This window comes from bacterium SCSIO 12696, from assembly GCA_024397955.1.
GTDB lineage: Bacteria > Pseudomonadota > Gammaproteobacteria > Pseudomonadales > Porticoccaceae > SCSIO-12696.
In genome coordinates, this window is record CP073744.1 from 229,708 (window position 1) to 246,239 (window position 16,532).

Below are 16,532 nucleotides of genomic sequence, written 5' to 3' on the forward strand. Positions count from 1 at the left end.
TACAAGCTTCAAAATGACAACCACTTACCTGTACCCCAACTACCGCATTATTCAATACGCCAAGGCGCCGCAAACGGGTAAGGTAAAAACCCGCTTGCAGCCAGTACTGGGGGAGCAGGGCTGCCTGCAACTGCATTGCCGTTTGGTGGAACATTGCTTTCAGCGTGTGCACAACGCAGCGGTAGCGCCTCACCGATTTTCTATCGCTGGCAGTGATGACAATTTTTTCCAATCTATAGTGACTTCATCCAATATTGAATATCAGCAGGGTGCTGATTTGGGTGAGCGTATGCAGCGCACGGCTGAAAAGGCGCTGGCCTCAGTCAAAGGCGTGCTGATTATTGGCAGCGATTGCCCCTTCTTCGATCGGAATTACCTGGCCAGTGCCTGCGAAGCTTTGGAGCAGGGCAACGATTGTGTGCTCGGGCCAGCGAATGATGGCGGTTATGTGCTGATTGGCCTGCGCCGTGTAGACGCTAAGCTTTTTTGCAATATGCCCTGGGGCACTGAGCAGGTGCTGGCGTTGACCCGGGAGCGCCTGCAGGCGCTTCAATGGCGGTATCGGGAGCTGCCTGCACTGGCGGATATTGATCGCCCGGACGACCTGGTGCACCTGTCTCGGGTATTTCCGGATTGGCAGCCACAGGGCCCACTGGAGTCATCTGCGCTATAACCTGAAAAAGTGGCTTGAAATTACCGTCAAAGCGTACTAATTTTCGCATCATGGGCTTTGAGTGTAACCACTCATAACGCTATTGAGACGCTGGTTTTGTCTGTTTACTGTCTGTGGAGGGTTGTACCTTAATGGGCACTGAAGAACTTGATGATACTGACTTCGACGATATGGATATGGAAAACAACGATTCTGAGCCTGAATCCACCACTGAGTCGGCGACATGCCCTGATGTCCGACGACGTTTGGAAGACCGCCTTGAAGAGCAGCGATTAAAGCGCCAGCTCAGTGATTACGACTTCGATATGGACGATTAATCCAGGCGACTAATTATTGTCCATAAACTTGACGTGCTTCATGTGCGAGGCGGGTCAATTTTACGGTTTATCTGTATAATGCGCCCAGCTTAAAAACCGGTGCGCTTCTTTGACTTCATCCCCTCTGTTACAGCTGTGTGGGCTCTCCTTTGAGCGCGATGACCGCCTGCTTTTTTCCGACCTGAGTACCACAGTAGAGGCAGGGGATATTTTGCAGGTCAGCGGCGATAATGGCAGCGGTAAAACAACGCTTCTGAAAGTGCTAATCGGTTCGTTGTCAGCCCATTCCGGAGAGTGTCGCTGGCGTGGAACGCCGGTGCAAAAGTGCGCTTATGAATACGCCAGTGAGCTGTTATATATCGGCCATCAAACTGGCATTAAAAGCACGCTCACCCCAGAGGAGAACCTGCGTTGGCTGGATCGCCTGCAAGGGGGCAGCAAACCCTTAGAGTCTTTAACAGATACCCTCGCCCGTGTCGGCCTGCAAGGATATGAGGACGTTCCCTGCCACAGTTTGTCCGCCGGCCAGCAGCGCCGGGTGGCCCTGGCGCGTTTGTATATCAGTCAAGCCGCGCTTTGGGTGTTGGATGAGCCGTTTACCGCTATTGATCGAACCGGGGTGGCCGCTCTCGAACAGCAATTGCAGCACCATGTAAAAAAGGGTGGGGCGGTGGTGTTAACCACTCACCAGCCGCTGGCTATTGATGGCGTAAAATCCTTGCGCATGGGGTCACAGTCATGAACGGGGCATTTGGGACTGTGTTGCGTCGCGATCTGCTGCTGGCCATGCGTCGCCGCGGCGAACTGGCCAATCCACTGGTGTTTTTCCTGATTGTGTTAACACTGATTCCCCTGGCTATTTCTCCGTCACCGCAACAATTGTCGAGCATTGCGCCGGGCATTATCTGGGTGATGGCGTTACTGGCAACCTTGCTGTCTGTAGATGGTCTGTTTCAGAGCGATTATCGCGATGGCAGTCTGGAACAAATGGTGATCAGTGCCCAGCCTTTGTGGTTGATTGTGCTCGCTAAAGTGGTGGCTCACTGGTTGGTAACCGGGCTGCCCTTGACGCTGCTTTCACCCTTGCTGGGGATAATGCTGTCTTTGCCGGAAACGGGCTATAAGCCGATGTTGCTCAGCTTGCTGTTGGGTACCGCTGCGCTCAGCTTAATTGGTGCAATCGGCGCAGCCCTGACCGTGGCTTTACGTCGTGGCGGATTGCTGTTGTCTTTGGTGGTAACCCCGCTGTATATGCCGGTACTGGTGTTTGGCGCTGGATCGGTACAGCGGGCGGTAGATGGGTTTTCGCCGGATGGCCCGCTGTTGGTAGTTGGCGCACTGTTGGCGCTGTCGCTATTGCTGGCGCCCTTTGCGTGTTCCGGGGCGTTAAAGATTAGTATGCATGGGTAGTAGGTGGGGAAGCTATGCCAGTTGTGGTTTTGAAACACGCTGTGCATACGTTCTTGTAAGCTCGAGGGCAGCATCCCTGCTGCCCACGGTTTTAAAACCACACCCGGCATACTACAGTTGATAAGTTGGTGAGTTGTTGATGGCTAATTGGACTTGGTTTCACCGTTTGGGGTCGCCCAGGTGGTTTTACGAACGCAGCAGTGTGTGGCTGAAGTGGCTGGTGCCGCTGACAGTTATAGTCATGCTGACCGGCTTGGTGTGGGGGCTGGCGATTGCGCCTCCCGATGCCAAACAAGGCAACAGTATGCGCATTTTCTACATTCATGTGCCTTCCGCCATGTTGTCTCTGGCGGGCTTTTACTTGATGGCCATCGCCGGTGCAGTGGGCCTGATATGGCGTATGAAACTGGCGTTTGTTGCCATGAAATGCAGCGCGCCCATCGGTGCCGCGCTGACCGCGGTGGCACTGATTACCGGGGCCATTTGGGGCAAACCCACCTGGGGCACCTACTGGGAATGGGACGCCAAACTCACCTCCATGTTGATTCTGTTTTTTCTCTATCTGGGTGTGGTTGCACTGCAGGAAGCCTATGCGGACAAAGAGGCGGGCAGCAAAGCCAGCGCGGTGTTGGCGCTGGTGGGAACGGTGAATATCCCCATCATCTACAAGGCGGCGGACTGGTGGAATACCCTGCATCAACCCGCCACCTTTAAATTGACTGAACGGTCTTCCATCGATCCTTCCATGGCCTGGCCTTTCTGGGTGATGATCGTGGGCTTTTACGGTTTTTTTGCCGTGGTGCTGTTCTTGCGCATGCGCAACGAAGTTATCTACCGCGAACGCCGTACCCAATGGGTAAAAGCCTTGGTGACTGAATCTGCTCGGGAGTCGTGACAGCGTGTTTTACTTTGAGAGCTTTAGTGAATTTTTAGCCATGGGGCGCCATGGCCCCTATGTGTGGTCGGCCTACGGCATTGCTCTGGTCATTTTACTGGCTACGGTGATGGCCCCAATTCAGCGCGCCAAAAAATTGCGCAAGGATCTGCGGCGGCAGATGCGCCGTGATGCCGCCAAACAGCAAGCGGAGAAAACATAATGCACCCGGTACGTCGTCAACGCCTGTTTTTGGTGCTGTTTATCGTAATAGCCGCCTCCATTGTGGTTGGCCTTGGGGTTACTGCCCTGGGCACCAATATGAACCTGTTTTACACACCCACACAGATTGCTGCTGGTGAAGTTCCGGATGGCGCTCGTATTCGTGCTGGCGGTATGGTGGTTAAAGGCAGCCTCAAAGAGTCCAAGGATTCTCTGTTTGTAAGTTTTGAGGTGACCGATGGCCCTCATCAACTGGAAGTGCACTACACCGGCATTCGCCCGGATTTGTTTGCCGAAGGGGAAGCGGCTTTGGCATTGGGAGTCATTGATGCCAATGGCGTACTTCAGGCGGATGAGGTGCTGGCCAAGCACGATGAAAACTACACGCCGCCGGAAATTCAACAAGCCATGGAAGAAGGCCACCGCTGGCAGCAACAGCAAGAAGCCGGCGAAGCCAGCAATGGCCCGGATGGGGAATAAATAATGGTTGCAGGACTCTCCATGATCCCCGAACTCGGCCAGTTTGCGTTGATTTTGGCGCTGTGCCTGGCGGTGCTGCAGACGATTTTCCCCATGTGGGGGGCAGCAATTGGCAATCAGCGCTGGATGGCCATGGCGCGTTCTCTGTCGGTGGGCCAGTTTGTGTTGGTGGGGCTGGCCCTTTACTGCTTGGTGCAGTCGTTTCTCGACAGCGATTTTTCCGTCGCCTACGTTGCTGCCAACTCCAATACCCAATTGCCGGATCACTATAAGGTTACCGCCGTATGGGGAGCCCACGAAGGCTCGTTCCTGCTCTGGGAATTTATCCAAGTGGGCTGGACATTGGCCGTTGCACTGCTGAGTCGAAACTTGCCACAGGCGCTTTCTGCCCGGGTATTGGCGGTCATGGGGGGCATTAGCGCCTGCTTCCTGTTGTATTTATTAATTGCCTCCAACCCGTTCGAACGCATTTTGCCCGCGTTCCCGTCCGAAGGCCGAGACCTCAACCCACTGTTGCAGGACTTTGGCATGATCGTTCACCCGCCAGTGCTCTACATGGGTTATGTGGGCTTTTCGGTGGCCTTTTCGTTTGCCATGGCGGCCTTGATTGGCGGGCGCCTGGACACCGCCTGGACCCGATGGGTGCGGCCCTGGACCAATACCGCCTGGGCATTCCTGACTATGGGTATCGCTCTGGGTAGCTGGTGGGCTTACTACGAATTGGGCTGGGGCGGCTGGTGGTTTTGGGATCCGGTGGAAAACGCCTCTTTTATGCCCTGGCTGGTGGGTACGGGCTTGGTACACAGCCTGGCGGTAGCCGAGAAGCGGGGCATGTTCCGTACCTGGACTTTACTGTTGGCTATTTTGGCGTTTTCTCTGAGTCTTCTGGGTACCTTCCTGGTGCGCTCCGGCATTATCAACTCGGTACACGCTTTTGCAGTGGACAGCGCTCGAGGTGTGTTTATCCTCGGTATTCTGGGGGTGGTGATTGGCGGTTCTCTGTTGCTGTTTGCCCTTCGCAGTGGGGTGGTGCGCAGCGTATCACGGTTTGAGCCGCTATCCCGGGAAACCTTTTTGCTGCTCAACAACATTTTGCTGATGCTGTGCTTGGGCATTGTGTTTGTTGGAACCCTTTACCCGCTCTATTACGAGTGGATGGAAGGCCGCCGCCTTTCCATTGGTGCCCCTTGGTTTAACCTGCTGTTTAACCCGGTATTTGCGGTATTGGTGGTGTTGATTCCACTGGGAGCCATCATTAACTGGAAGCGTCATCAAGTGGCGAATCTGATGGCGGCTATACGCTGGCCGGTAGCGGCCTCGTTGCTGATGGGTGCGCTGTTGCCACTGTTCATGCCGTTTTATTCCTGGATTGCGGCAGTGTCTATCGCCATCGGTACCTGGGTGTGCGCGGTAACGTTGCAGGATTTGGCCAAAAAAAGCACTCACAATAGTTCCCGTTGGCAGGGCTTGAGGCGTTTGAAAGGCAGTTACTACGGTATGGTAGTGGCCCATGTCGGCATTGCTGTGGCGTTGCTGGGTGTGGCATTGACATCGGTATATAACGAGCGTTCAGACGTTAAAATGGCACCCGGTGACAGCGTTCAGTTGGGTGGCTACGAATTCCGCTTTGATCGGGTAGAGCAATACCAGGGGCCAAACTTTCAGTCTTTCCGAGCCCACTTTTCAGCCCAAAAGGGCAGTGGTTCACCAGCGATCTTGTTGCCCGAAAAACGCTATTACCCGGTGCGTGAGCAACCGATGACTGAGGCGGGAATTGATGCCGGTTTCTGGCGCGATCTGATGGTAACTTTATCCCGGCCAATGGAAGGGGAGGCCTGGGCGGTCAGTGTGCAGGTGAAGCCCTTTGTGCGTTGGATATGGCTGGGTGCCATATTGGTTGCACTGGGGTCGCTATTGGCGGCTTTGGACAAGCGTTACCGCCGCCTGAAGCGCCGCTCCGATACCGCTGAATTGGGGGTGACCAGTGGCGCTTAAACGCTTTTTCCCACTGTTAGCGTTTGCGGTATTTTCCCTGCTGCTGTGGTGGGGGCTAAACTCCGATCGTGATATCCATGAAATTAAATCCCCCTTGATTAACAAGGCGGTGCCGGCGTTCCAGCTGCCCCTGTTGTACAGCCCTTCCGACACCGCGGATAATAGCCAACTTGAAGGCAAAGTATCGCTGCTGAATTTTTGGGGCAGCTGGTGCTATGTGTGTATTCAAGAGCATCCGTTTTTGACCCACTTGGCTGAAAACGGTGTGCACCTGGTTGGTGTCAATTACCGGGATGAGCGGGAAAACGCCCTTGAGTGGCTGGAAGAGCACGGCAATCCGTTTAATCAGGTGTGGGCGGATGCAGAAGGGCGTTTTGCTATTGATATGGGCGTCTATGCGGCCCCGGAGACTTATCTTGTCGATAAGCAAGGAGTGATTCGCTACAAGCGCATTGGCATGGTAACCCCGGAAATCTGGCAGCAGGAGATGGAGCCGATTTATCGGCAACTGGTTGCAGAGTAATTACTGGAAAGTCGTTATTACCGCACTTTTTTTCTGTGAGAGTGTGGATTTTTTTCAATTGCAGCACAAAGAAAAAGCAGTTCTTGCATTTTCTGCATAGTTTTATGCAAAACATTCACTGGAGTTTGAACTTGTTTTTTATAAGGATAAAAAAACACGTCAACTAGCACTCCACGTTCAGTGGCGCCTCCGCCAAGTGCATACGTTGGGATAACACGCATTACAGAATAGGGAAATCATTATGCAACTGCCCCTTCTCTCCAAACCGCTGCTGTCTTCTTTTCTGCTCTCCTTGTTAGCGCTGTGTTCCGTCTATTCGAAAGCAGAAGAATTTATGTCAGATTTAGATGGCACATATAGTATTTCTGCTGATGGAGGTGCCATTCTTGGTGATACTGTCGATATTGATACTGGTGAACTTTCTTTCTATGTGGTCGACATTTCTGTGCCTGGTAATTCGAGACTTCCAGTACAGTTTGGCCGTCGTATCAACACTTCCTTTAGCCATAAATATAGTCCTATGGGGACATGGCGCTTTGATGTTCCGCAAATTGTAGGAGTGGATGGTTCCTGTGGAAACCCTTGGGGGGACGATGGTCAATCTGTAAGAGTCTTGGATACTAATGGGCAAGAGCAATCTTTAACACTGATCGGTAAATCTTACTCCACTTCTGGAGGAGTTCTAACGGCAACACCTTTAGATAACAACCCATTTCCTTCTCATGCTCGCTATGCTACGGAAAATGGTTGGATACTCTATTGCAGTAATGGCACAAGTGGATACATGATTGGTGTATCTCCTGAAGGCACCAAATACCATTTCGATCAGGATGGTGGTAAATATTCTCGGATAAAAATTGCAGGTAGCTATAGAGGAGATGATGCCTTATACGCCTCCCTGGTCGAAGATGTTTATGGCAATTGGGTTCGTTACGAGTACACAACTCCTTCTACACTCAACGCACCAGTGCAGTTAACTCGTATACATAGCAATGATGGGCGCGAAATCACTGTTGGTTACAACTCAAATGGTATGGTGTCAAGCGCAAGCACTAACGGTCGTACTTGGCAGTACCAGTACACTAGCTCTTACGCTGATATTTCTTATGCACTAAATAAAGTTATTCTTCCAGATGGTCGTTTTTGGACAATTGGTGATACTACCGCGCTCATTCGTGAAAATTTACATTCGGAATGCCTTCAAGAAACTGATCTACTTGTAAAGCACCCTAATGGTCTTTTTGGACGGTTCGAATTTCGAATTATTTCAAATGGACGAAAAGATGTAGACGCAAGTGGAAGGCCCAGTGACTATGAATTAAATCAGGATTGTGGCGAAGCTGGTTTTGACGAAGATGATGATGGTTCTAACCCCGTAGCTCCAACTAATTCGCTTAACATGGCCGTTATTCGAAAGACTCTTTATGGTAGTGGTATTCCAGATTACACATGGACTTATGATTATGAAGAAGACCTGGGTAATTTTGATGGATATTCCCCACAACTGTCCGACACCAAGGAGAGAACGATAACTGACCCAGTTGGAAACAGAATGGTCAGTTACGTTAATCGGCAAGCAAGTGGTCAAAGCTGGAAGGCAGGTATGGTTGAACGGGTGGAATATTTCGCCTCTGGATCTACAAGCCCTTTGCAGGTTATTCAACGCGAGTATCAGACTACCTGGCGCTACGGTAGATCAGTTGGGCTTAGTCGAAGTGCCAATGGTAATAAATATGGTCGATATAAATTTCTCTCCAAAGAAACTATAACTCGCGACGGTGATACGTTTACCACGGAATATACCTATAACACTGATATGGCGTCGCCACAATTCTCTTTTGGGCGGCCAGTAAGCGTAAAAACCTACTCCAATGTTTCCACTACGCCGCGCGAAACAGTCACGGCATACGAGCACAATAAAGCCAAATGGGTGCTGGGCCTGCCAAAAACTGTTACCCAGAATGGACGACAACTTGCAGCCTACAATTACGACAGTTATGGACGAAGAACCTCACAATCTCGCTACGGTTTGCTGGAATACACATTTAGTTATCACAGCAACGCTTCGTATAAGGGCGCGCTGTATTGGGCAAAGGATGCGCTGAACAGAACTACGTATTTTCTGGACTATAAGCGCGGTACCGCACAGCGTGTAAAACGCCCCGATAACCTATCAGTTTATCAATATGTGGATAACAATGGCTGGCTAACTCAAAGTCGTGACGCCAAAAATCAGGCAACGTATTACACCAGGGATGTGATGGGACGTGTAACACTGCTCAACCCGCCTGGTAGTTGGAACAATACTTCTGTGAGCTACAATTTTAATAATGGCTTGGTGCAGACAGTGACCAATGGTCAAAGTCGTTCCACTACAACCTACGATGTATTGGGGCGTGCTACTTTGGTAAGAACGCAAGATTTGTTAACTGGCTGATCTTCTTATGTCAATAGCCAGTACGATGGATTGGGTCGAACTACCTTTGTCTCTCTGCCATCTACCAGTCCAACCAATAGCGCAGGAAGAAGTTTTGCCTACGATGGTTTAAACCGCATCCAGTCAGCGTCAGAAACTGTCACGCCTTATGGTGTCACAAATTACAGTTATCACAGTTCACACAGAATGCGCGTACAAGATCCATCTGGCGCCTATATGGATTACTACAGCTACGGATACGATGGCCCCGGTAATCGAGATTATAGGGCGGTGTATCACAGTTCCGGTAAAAGAACATATCTGTATAAAAATGTGTGGGGACAGATAACCCGACTGCGGCAATGGGGTACGCAAAATGGATACAGTGACGATAAAAGTCAATATTTTTACTACGACTTTAATCAACGTTTGTGCCGCTACTATGTACCCGAAGAAGGTGCCACTAAATATCAATATGATGCAGCCGGACAGGTAGTAGCCTATGCAAAGGGGCAGAGCAATAGCGGTTGCTCGGTTCCATCGGATAACAGTCGAGTGAATGCCAGCTACGACCTACTTGGACGCCTCACTACAACAAACTTTAGCCATAGTGGTACGCCAGACATCAGCCGTAGTTACGATGCAAATGGTAATGTCTTAACAATTAACCGTGGCGGTGCTAACTGGGCATACAGCTATAACGATCTGGATATGGTGACTTCGGAAAACTTGGCAATAGATGGCCTTAGTTTTCCGATTTCTTATCTGTACAACAGCAGTGGCCACTTAACTCGCCAAACCCTGCCATCTGGACGCCAGGTAAATTACACCACGGATGGTTTAGGCCGCATAAAAACCGTCAAAAATGGCACAGCTACGCTGGCATCTAATGTGACTTACCACCCTTCCAGCCAAGTAAACACAATGACATATGGCAATGGACAGTTGTTTAGCCAGACGTTGACGGCTCGACTACAGCCAGCACGGATTTTGTCTTACAAGGGTGGACAAAAGGCCATAGATCAAACCTTTTCCTATGATGTTAGGGGGCATATTACCTCAGTTATAGATGGTGCAGTCGCCGGAAATAATCGTTCCTATGGATACGATGCTCTGGGGCGTTTAACCAGCGCCAGTGGCCCTTGGGGCTCAGGCAGCTACACGTATGATGCTCTGGGTAATATCCGCCAGAAACAGCTGGGCTCACGTACTGTGAATCTATCTTACGATAGCCTCAATCGAGTGAGTCAGTCCGCCGATACTGGACCTTCAGGAGTTCGTTCAATCGGTTATGACGCCCGCGGTAATGTCATTACTTTGGGGAATCAGTCTTTTAGTTATGATTATGCCGACCAGCCCATTGCTGTTTCGGGTGCCGCTAGTGGTAGTTACCAATACGATGGCAACCTCAAACGTGTCAAAGCTGTAGTGAATGGAAAAACTGTTTATAACATATACGATAGCTCCGAAAGATTGGTGCATATATACGAGCAGTCGGATAATCAAACTACTGATTATATTTCTGGCCCTCGGGGTTATTTGGCGCGGATTACCAATAATATTGTGACCTACCTGCACAGTAACCAATTGGGGAGTGCCAATAGCGGTACTGATGCCCTAGGAAATGTTACCTGGCGCGAGCGCTATACCCCTTATGGCGAGCAGTTAGTAGGTAATGCGGCCAATGATGATCTTGAGGGATTTACTGGTCATATTCGTGATAAAGCGACCGGCTTGAACTATATGCAGGCCCGTTATTATGATCCCGTGATGGGACGCTTTTTATCGAATGATCCTGTCAGTGCGCCACTTCATTTGGCATATGGTAATGTGAAAGGCTTTAATCGTTATGCTTATGCTAACAACAATCCACTGAGCTATATTGATCCGACGGGTAGGTCACCAGATGATGTAGGTTATGAAGGTGATGTATTTGAACCTTATGATTTTAGGGATGATTTATTTAGCTCATCAGGCGTATATTCTGTTGGCGATTATCGTGGAGATAGCGATGGTAGGAAATCTGCTACACAAGAGAATGCGTGGTATCAAGATGCGTGGAATTGGACTAAAAATACTGCTACTGGTTTTTGGGGGGAAGCAAAGTTTGGGTATAACGCAGTTGTGAATGGAGTATCTGAAGATTTTTCCAATGGATTTTGGGAAGGGATGGTACAGATCACTGGTGGCCGTTCAAATAATAGTGCTGGTGAGGATATAATTCTGAATTATAAGAGAACCAGTATTGCATTCGGCCCTCTCGAACTTGATAAAACAGCAGCGGGATTATTTGTTGCAGGTTCAATGGCGAAGAAGACCGGTGGAATGACTATTGGTCAGTGGGCCAAGATACGGTTTCAGCCAGCAAGGCATTTGCGAACAAGAATACAAACGGCAAGATTGGTTGGTGTTACGACGGTTGCGAATGCTGCCAGAATTGGCCTTGCTTACGAAGGTGGGAATCTTATTGGCTCAGGGATTAGAGTCGGTATAAATAGATTTAGCCAGAAAATGGCGGCTTGGCTTTCGGAATAAGTGAACGAAATGATGAATAATAAATTAAGTTTTTCATATAGAGTCGGTGCATTATTTATATGTTGTTGCTCCGCACTGTGTACTTTGCTTGTAGGTTTTATGTTGCTGACTGAAGGCTTTGAGTGGACTCTAATTTTTGTGATGCTTGTGAGTGGGTTCGCCAGTTACTGGAGTGGATATGCTGGTATAAAAGGAGTCCCCCTTGGGGAATCAAAGAAAGCGTAATAGAGAAAGTAGCAGGTGTAAGTGTCTTTGGCGAATTACTAAGTCAAAATGAAACTAGTAGTTTAGAAGACCTTCGTTAGTGACTTTGTCACCCAAACTTTTTCAGGTTCGAAGGGTTTGGAACTTTGGCTCCCGGCGTTTTCCCATTTTATAAGTCGTGAGCACGATGCTGGTTGTAGTGGTAGTGATTCCTATTCGTTGCTGTCTATGACGGATGCTATTCTATTAGCCCAATCAGGTTTTACGGTGGCAGTTCAGATCCATTAATGAGTTTGGTCATTATCCAATCGACGGCGTTATGCAAAAAATAGTTCAGGGTAAACACTTTGTAAAACTCATCGATGGGCAGGAGTACCCATCTGTTTGATGGATAAATTGGGTAAATGGCATGCATAGTGCAGTTCTAACTACAGCGACTCTGGCTGATGGCAGAACAGCCTTCCGTGGCTGTGTCTTCAGAGATCCCTTGACGATTCCCTTTGTTGCCAGCCCCACCAACATAACAGTACAGCCAGTGGCGCTGCTATCAGTAATAACCAGGCGCCTGCGCCGCTGGCCCCATGAGTGTCCACCAGGCTTCCCAGCCAGGGCCCAAGCAACAAATTAAACCCCCTGAACAATGTGCTCAACACCGAGTTAATAGTGGCCCGGTAAGTGCTGTCCACTAACCGGTTAATGCCTTCCCGTATCCACGGGATGGCGGCGCCGTGTAAGGTGGCGGCCAAATACGCGCCTACCAGCAACCCTGCCAAGGTGGCGCTATGGGCAATAAATGCCCAAGAGGCGAGCACGGCGATGGCCAGTAGCCACCAGCGTCGGCTTGCTAACAAATAGCGATGGGTTCCCTGGGCATAGCGCGCCACCAGCCCAACCACCAGGCATTCTCCACCCCACAACAAGCCAAACCAGAATGGATCCAGGTTAACCCCCAGCCACAAGGGTTGGTTTAACCAGGCCACTAACCAGATAAAGCTCATTACCAACAAAAACAGCGCCGCCAAAATGGGGATGCTGCGCTGGGCAGTGAATGCTTTCCATATGGCTTTGCCATTTTCACGGTGGCTCAAGCTACTGCGGGTACGAGGAGGCTCCCGCAAAGCCAGGCTGAGTAACAGTGGCAGCCAGCCCACGACCATTTGCACCAGCAACACCCAGCGGTAGCCTTTTAACATTAACAGGGTGGTTAAACCGGCAGCTACGGCCTCGCCAAAGCCCATCCAGCTGAGTTGGTGGGCAATGGCTTTGCCGCTATCCGGGCGCTTTAGGGCCTGTTCCGACTCATACACCATGCTGGTATCGGTGCCACTGCTCAGTGAAAATGCCACGCCAATCAACACTTCAAACAGTGCCACGCTGGCAAAGCTGTCGGCGAACAATAAGACACTGAATCCGAGGCCGCCAAACAGGTTGGCGATAATCAGCACCTGTCGACGACCCCAAATATCTGACAGGTAGCCAGAGGGCAGCTCGCACAACAATACCGTGCCGGCAAACACCGATTGCAGCAACATGGTCTGGTGCATGTTCAAACCGTAGTGGGCCATCAGCGGCACGAAAATCGGCAGCACCAGCATAAACATACGGGTAAAGGCGATGCTGTTCAGCAGCACCAAATTGCGTTGCCAGCTTTTTTGATGAGCGGCATTTGCTGCTATGTCCATTGCAGCATCCATGGTCTTTCTCCTCTTTGTCGTGGTGGTAAAAACCGGTAACGCAAAAAACAAAAACCCCGCGAACCGGTTTGATGTTGTGGTTCGCGGGGTTTTGAAAACGGAACTATCTGTCAAAAATGTTTTCTACCGAACAGGAACCTCCCCCCAGACCACAGCAATTTTCTGCTTGCAGGTCGGGCGCATCGCCGAATGTTTTAGGGTTCGGTAGTTCACTGAATGTCCAGTTGTTTGGGTTGTTCAGTCGATAAAACCACAGCCGCTGTTTCAGTGCAACCGCAGAGTCGATTTTTTATAGGTGGCAGGGTTTACAAACGGATGCAGTTTTACAAATTGTGTAGGGGAGCGTTACTTAAATGAAGGTTTGGAAGGTGTGGGGGCGCCTGTTATCCATCGAAGCTATCCATCGAGAATAAAGGTGGTTGATTATGAGTTTGGTTCAGCGCAGTTTTTTTGTCACTTGGGCATTGTTGCTGGCCTTGATGGCCACGGCAACGGAGCAGCCTTTAAACCCAGCGCAACTACAAACTCGGTTAAATCAAGTTGTTCAAAAAGTGATACCGGCCACTGTGGAAGTACGTCGAGGTAACGGTGCCGGAACCTTCAGTGCGGTTATTGTCAGCCCAGAGGGCTATTTGTTGAGTGCCGGCCACGCGGTACAACCGGGTGTGGCTTACGATGTTTTTTTGCCCGATGGCCGCACTTTTAAAGCAACTGGGTTGGGGTCAGAGCCCCATGTGGATATGGGGCTGATAAAAATTGATCAGCCAAACAATCTGCCGGTGGCAGAAATGGGTTGGTCGTCTACTTTGGAAGTAAATGAGCCCTGTATTAGCCTCGGTTATCCGGGGTTACGCAGTGAACAACGAGGCGTCGTTGTTCGTTTTGGCCATATTGTTGATACCGCCACCGACGACGGTTTTATTCAATCTACCTGTTTGATGGAGCCTGGGGACTCTGGTGGCCCTTTATACGATATGGCGGGTCGTGTGATTGGGATTCACAGCAATATTGGCCGTTCGCTGGATCGCAATCACGAAATTCCCGTGGATCAGTTCCGCCGCTACTGGCCCCATCTTTTGAGAAAGGAAGAGTTTCACGACCACGATGTGGATCTGTTGCCGGAGTTTGGCTTTGATATTGCCGAGCCGGAAGAATCCACCAGACACCGCCGCTGGTTGGGTGGTGCTGAGCAAACCGCCACGGTGGTTTCGGTGGACCTCGGCGGACTCGCTGATGACTCCGGCTTACGCACCGGTGATCGCCTATTGGCCATTGGTAGGGAAGAGGCAAAATACCCGCGGGAAGTAAAATTGTTACTGCAGCGCGCTTATACCCGTAAACAGTCTGAAGTAGCGGTGCAGGTGAAACGGGGTGGTCATACAGTAAACCTGTCGTTGCAGCTGCCAGAAAATACTCAGCCTGACGACGGTTGGAATCAGGGCATTGCGGTCATCCAGCAGCCGCTTGGCGTTAATAAAGTAGCACCGCAACCACAGCTGATAAATTTGCAGCAGGTATTTTCCGTTCAGGAAAAGCGCATGCAATCTTCCACTCTGTCTCTGAGCAGCGTGCGACATGGTGAAATAGTAAACACCCTGGCGACTGTCCTGCACCCAGGCAATTTACTGATCAGCAAAAGCTCCAGAGTTGGTGAGAATGTTACGTTTGAGCGCAACGGTGAGCGCTACAGTGCGACGGTGGTTGATCGTGACTCCAATCTCGACCTGGTACTACTGAAATTGCCGATGCACCTGAGGGGTGGTATTCGTCTGCCCAGTAATGGCCGTGTATCTACGGAACGAGGGCAATTGCTGATTTCTCCTCATCCCGAAAATAACGGTTTGGTCAGCGTTGTAAGCACCGGTGAGTTTGCTATTGCCAAGCGCCAGAGTGCTGGCTATTTGGGCGTTGCGCCTAATACAGTGGGAAATCGGGTGCGTTTGGAGCGGGTATTTCCAGATACTCCCGCATCGGGGCAATTCCTGGACGGTGATTTTTTGTTGACGGTCGATGGAGAATCCGTGAAGTCCGCCCAGCAGTTGATTGAAACTCTGCGTCGCTATGCCCCTGGTGACAAAATTATTTTGACCGCATTGCGCAACACCCAACCGATTTCCGTGGAGCTGGTGCTTGGCGTTCGCCCCAATTTCAGTGGCCACGTTGCCGAGTTTTTTGAGGGCGGCAAAAGTATCCGTCGAGATGGCTTTGAGGCCGTTTTCTCTCACGATGCGCGCCTGCGCCCGGAAGCCTGTGGCGGACCGGTGTTTACCGCGAATGGAGATTTTGTCGGTATTAACATCGCTCGCTACAGCCGTACCCGTGCTTACGCAATACCAGCAAAACAAGTGGTGGACTTCGTTAACAAATCCATCTAACTTGAAGTGTAACCAATAAACTTGGTTGCCAAGTGAGTGTGTTTTTATGAAGCCAATTATTCGCTCAGAACCGTTTACCCGATTGCGCAGTGGTTATTCACTGTGCTCTCTGGAAGAAATAGTCAACCCCGGCGCCAAGGAGTTTGTATTCGAGGGCAAGGACGGTCAGCGAGTGTCAATTTTTGTAGTTCGCCGTGATCATTTGGTTCGTGGTTATGTAAACCGCTGCCCCCATGCGGGAGCTCGTTTGAACAGTGCTCCCGACGATTTTCTGAGTTTGGATGGCTCGCTGATTGTGTGCAGTCATCACGGAGCTACTTTTTCCCTGGAACAGGGCGTCTGTACCCAAGGACCTTGTGTGAATTACGGTTTGCAACAAGTTCCGGTTACCGTTAACGACGGTGTTGTGTTGACTGCGGACGTAGCGGTATTGAGCAATGTATAAATTGGCGTTTTTTATTCCAGAGTCTCATCTTGAAGAGGTAAAAGACGCGGTATTTTCTGCTGGAGCAGGGCGTATAGGGGATTATGACCATTGTTGCTGGCAAGTACTTGGGCAGGGGCAGTTTCGACCACAGGCTGGCAGCCAACCCTTTTTAGGAAAGCAGGGAACTGTGGAAACCGTAACGGAATACCGGGTGGAAATGGTCTGTGAAGATCACTTGATTGGCGGTGCGGTGAAAGCATTGATTTCAGCACACCCCTATGAAGAGCCTGCTTATGATGTTTGGAAACTGGCGACAGACGTCTATTAACCCGGCGCGAGCCCAAAAGATCAAGAAGCTCCGCGCAGCATCGATAGATTTTGTTGGGC

15 protein-coding genes are annotated in these 16,532 nt (G+C 50.4%); 14 read left to right on the forward strand and 1 reads right to left on the reverse strand.

Annotation, left to right across the window (positions count from 1 at the left end; all coding sequences use genetic code 11):
• The first annotated feature begins 13 nt into the window (after positions 1-13).
• From KFE80_01065 to KFE80_01115, 11 genes are all read left to right on the forward strand, one after another.
• Positions 14-673: a TIGR04282 family arsenosugar biosynthesis glycosyltransferase gene (locus KFE80_01065; GenBank protein UTW45553.1), complete on the forward strand. Its 660-nt coding sequence runs from the start codon at positions 14-16 to the stop codon at positions 671-673.
• A 131-nt stretch (positions 674-804) separates the two neighbouring features.
• Positions 805-990, forward strand: coding sequence for a hypothetical protein (locus tag KFE80_01070; protein UTW45554.1), 186 nt, complete (start codon positions 805-807; stop codon positions 988-990).
• Positions 991-1,099: 109 nt separating this feature from the next.
• Complete coding sequence (gene ccmA, locus KFE80_01075) at positions 1,100-1,732, forward strand: cytochrome c biogenesis heme-transporting ATPase CcmA (protein UTW45555.1); 633 nt, start codon at positions 1,100-1,102, stop codon at positions 1,730-1,732.
• A complete protein-coding gene (gene ccmB / locus KFE80_01080; GenBank protein ID UTW45556.1) occupies positions 1,729-2,400 on the forward strand; it encodes a heme exporter protein CcmB in 672 nt (223 codons plus the stop codon). Before ccmA ends, ccmB begins: the two co-directional genes overlap by 4 nt.
• Positions 2,401-2,539: 139 nt before the next feature.
• Positions 2,540-3,295, forward strand: coding sequence for a heme ABC transporter permease (locus KFE80_01085; GenBank protein UTW45557.1), 756 nt, complete (start codon positions 2,540-2,542; stop codon positions 3,293-3,295).
• 40 nt (positions 3,296-3,335) lie between these two features.
• Complete coding sequence (ccmD, locus tag KFE80_01090) at positions 3,336-3,497, forward strand: heme exporter protein CcmD (GenBank protein UTW46570.1); 162 nt, start codon at positions 3,336-3,338, stop codon at positions 3,495-3,497.
• A complete protein-coding gene (gene ccmE / locus KFE80_01095) occupies positions 3,497-3,976 on the forward strand; it encodes a cytochrome c maturation protein CcmE (protein UTW45558.1) in 480 nt (159 codons plus the stop codon). Before ccmD ends, ccmE begins: the two co-directional genes overlap by 1 nt.
• 21 nt (positions 3,977-3,997) lie before the next feature.
• Positions 3,998-5,971, forward strand: a complete 1,974-nt coding sequence (locus KFE80_01100) for a heme lyase CcmF/NrfE family subunit (protein ID UTW45559.1) — start codon at positions 3,998-4,000, stop codon at positions 5,969-5,971.
• Complete coding sequence (locus KFE80_01105) at positions 5,961-6,494, forward strand: DsbE family thiol:disulfide interchange protein (GenBank protein UTW45560.1); 534 nt, start codon at positions 5,961-5,963, stop codon at positions 6,492-6,494. Before KFE80_01100 ends, KFE80_01105 begins: the two co-directional genes overlap by 11 nt.
• A 241-nt stretch (positions 6,495-6,735) precedes the next feature.
• Complete coding sequence (locus tag KFE80_01110; protein UTW45561.1) at positions 6,736-8,931, forward strand: hypothetical protein; 2,196 nt, start codon at positions 6,736-6,738, stop codon at positions 8,929-8,931.
• 216 nt (positions 8,932-9,147) lie between these two features.
• Positions 9,148-11,445: an RHS repeat-associated core domain-containing protein gene (locus KFE80_01115; GenBank protein ID UTW45562.1), complete on the forward strand. Its 2,298-nt coding sequence runs from the start codon at positions 9,148-9,150 to the stop codon at positions 11,443-11,445.
• Positions 11,446-12,125: 680 nt separating this feature from the next.
• Here KFE80_01115 and KFE80_01120 read toward each other — a convergent pair.
• Positions 12,126-13,343, reverse strand: a complete 1,218-nt coding sequence (locus KFE80_01120) for an MFS transporter (protein UTW45563.1) — start codon at positions 13,341-13,343, stop codon at positions 12,126-12,128.
• Between the two features lie 425 nt (positions 13,344-13,768).
• On the opposite strand from KFE80_01120, the gene KFE80_01125 reads away from it, so the two are divergent.
• Genes KFE80_01125 through KFE80_01135 form a run of 3 tightly spaced genes read left to right on the forward strand, consistent with a single transcriptional unit; the run spans position 13,769 to position 16,473 of the window.
• Positions 13,769-15,718: a trypsin-like peptidase domain-containing protein gene (locus tag KFE80_01125; protein ID UTW45564.1), complete on the forward strand. Its 1,950-nt coding sequence runs from the start codon at positions 13,769-13,771 to the stop codon at positions 15,716-15,718.
• Positions 15,719-15,764: 46 nt separating this feature from the next.
• Positions 15,765-16,163, forward strand: a complete 399-nt coding sequence (locus KFE80_01130) for a Rieske 2Fe-2S domain-containing protein (GenBank protein UTW45565.1) — start codon at positions 15,765-15,767, stop codon at positions 16,161-16,163.
• Entirely contained in the window at positions 16,156-16,473 is a 318-nt protein-coding gene (locus KFE80_01135) for a YqfO family protein (protein UTW45566.1), read from the forward strand. The genes KFE80_01130 and KFE80_01135 overlap by 8 nt, the downstream gene beginning before the upstream one ends.
• Positions 16,474-16,532 lie beyond the last annotated feature (59 nt).

Bases quoted from the DNA above. Each gene is read 5' to 3' on its own strand.
- KFE80_01135 (UTW45566.1), top strand. From the start codon at position 16,156: ATGTATAAATTGGCGTTTTTTATTCCAGAGTCTCATCTTGAAGAGGTA.
- KFE80_01125 (UTW45564.1), top strand. From the start codon at position 13,769: ATGAGTTTGGTTCAGCGCAGTTTTTTTGTCACTTGGGCATTGTTGCTG.
- ccmD (UTW46570.1), top strand. From the start codon at position 3,336: ATGGGGCGCCATGGCCCCTATGTGTGGTCGGCCTACGGCATTGCTCTG.
- ccmB (UTW45556.1), top strand. From the start codon at position 1,729: ATGAACGGGGCATTTGGGACTGTGTTGCGTCGCGATCTGCTGCTGGCC.
- KFE80_01100 (UTW45559.1), top strand. From the start codon at position 3,998: ATGATCCCCGAACTCGGCCAGTTTGCGTTGATTTTGGCGCTGTGCCTG.
- KFE80_01110 (UTW45561.1), top strand. From the start codon at position 6,736: ATGCAACTGCCCCTTCTCTCCAAACCGCTGCTGTCTTCTTTTCTGCTC.
- KFE80_01130 (UTW45565.1), top strand. From the start codon at position 15,765: ATGAAGCCAATTATTCGCTCAGAACCGTTTACCCGATTGCGCAGTGGT.
- KFE80_01065 (UTW45553.1), top strand. From the start codon at position 14: ATGACAACCACTTACCTGTACCCCAACTACCGCATTATTCAATACGCC.
- KFE80_01085 (UTW45557.1), top strand. From the start codon at position 2,540: ATGGCTAATTGGACTTGGTTTCACCGTTTGGGGTCGCCCAGGTGGTTT.
- KFE80_01070 (UTW45554.1), top strand. From the start codon at position 805: ATGGGCACTGAAGAACTTGATGATACTGACTTCGACGATATGGATATG.
- ccmE (UTW45558.1), top strand. From the start codon at position 3,497: ATGCACCCGGTACGTCGTCAACGCCTGTTTTTGGTGCTGTTTATCGTA.
- KFE80_01120 (UTW45563.1), bottom strand. From the start codon at position 13,343: ATGGATGCTGCAATGGACATAGCAGCAAATGCCGCTCATCAAAAAAGC.
- KFE80_01115 (UTW45562.1), top strand. From the start codon at position 9,148: ATGGATTACTACAGCTACGGATACGATGGCCCCGGTAATCGAGATTAT.